The sequence below is a fragment of the Stenotrophomonas pictorum JCM 9942 genome, assembly GCF_001310775.1.
GTDB lineage: Bacteria > Pseudomonadota > Gammaproteobacteria > Xanthomonadales > Xanthomonadaceae > Stenotrophomonas > Stenotrophomonas pictorum.
In genome coordinates this window covers 1-986 of record NZ_BAZI01000650.1, presented here as the reverse complement: position 1 = coordinate 986, position 986 = coordinate 1, and the positions used below count along the sequence as shown (strand labels likewise).

The window sequence follows — 986 nt, the reverse complement described above, 5'->3', positions numbered from 1 at the left end:
AGCTTCCAGCAGTTCCTGCAGCGCCATGAACATGCCGCGCCGCTGGGCCGCGATATCCGCGTGCGCCAGCGTCTGCGCGTGGTCGATGGCCAGGGCCGGCCGGTGCCCGATGCCGAAGTGGCGGTCAGCTCGGCCGGTGGCGCGCGGATGTGGGCGCGCACCGATGCCGGTGGCCAGGTCTGGCTGCATCCCAACGCCTTCGATGACCGCGACTCCAGTCATTACACGGTGACGGTGCGGCGTGGTGGCAAGCAGGTCACCGCGCCGTTGCGGCGTGGCCAGAAGCAGGTGCTGGAGCTGGTGCTGGCCGATGCACCGGCGCCGGCACGGGCCCGGCTGGATCTGGTGTTCATGGTCGATGCCACCGGTTCGATGGGCGATGAGATCGACAAGCTGCGCGATTCGCTGCAGGGCATCGTGCGCCAGATCGGCACGCTGCCGTCCAGCCCGGACATCTGCCTGGGGCTGGTCACCTACCGCGATCGCGGCGATGAATATTTCGTGCGCAGCTGGGACCTGACCGGCAATGTCGCCGCGTTCCAGCAGGTGCTCGATGGCGTGCGCGCCCACGGTGGCGGCGATTACCCGGAGGCGATGAACGAGGCCTTCGACCATGCGGTGCAGGCACTGGCTGGCGGGGCCCGGGCACCACCCGGCTGCTGGTGGCGCTGGCCGACGCGCCGCCGCAGATGGGCTACCCGCCGCCCCGCTATGACGCCACCATGCTGGCCGCGCTGGGCAAGGGCATCAAGGTGTTGAGCGTGGCCGCGTCCGGCCAGGACACCCTCGGCGAGATCGTGCAGCGGCAGATCGCCCAGTACACCGGCGGCCGCTTCATCTTCCTCACCTACCAGGACGCCGCCGACCCGGGCAGTGGTCCGGGCAGCCAGACCGTGCACGAGGTGGCCAACTATTCGGTAGACACGCTGGACCAGCTGGTGGTGCGGCTGGTGCGCGAGGAACTGGCGCAGCTGCCGGCCCCGCGC

At 70.2% G+C, this 986-nt stretch carries 2 protein-coding genes; both read left to right on the top strand.

Annotated features, from left to right (window positions below):
• On the top strand, positions 1 to 759 hold a 759-nt coding region (locus JCM9942_RS16790; protein ID WP_157723029.1), incomplete at its 5' end, for a VWA domain-containing protein.
• Positions 723 to 986, top strand: a 264-nt coding sequence (locus JCM9942_RS16785) for a hypothetical protein (RefSeq protein ID WP_218185527.1), incomplete at its 3' end; no start/stop codon positions are given. The genes JCM9942_RS16790 and JCM9942_RS16785, both read left to right, overlap by 37 nt.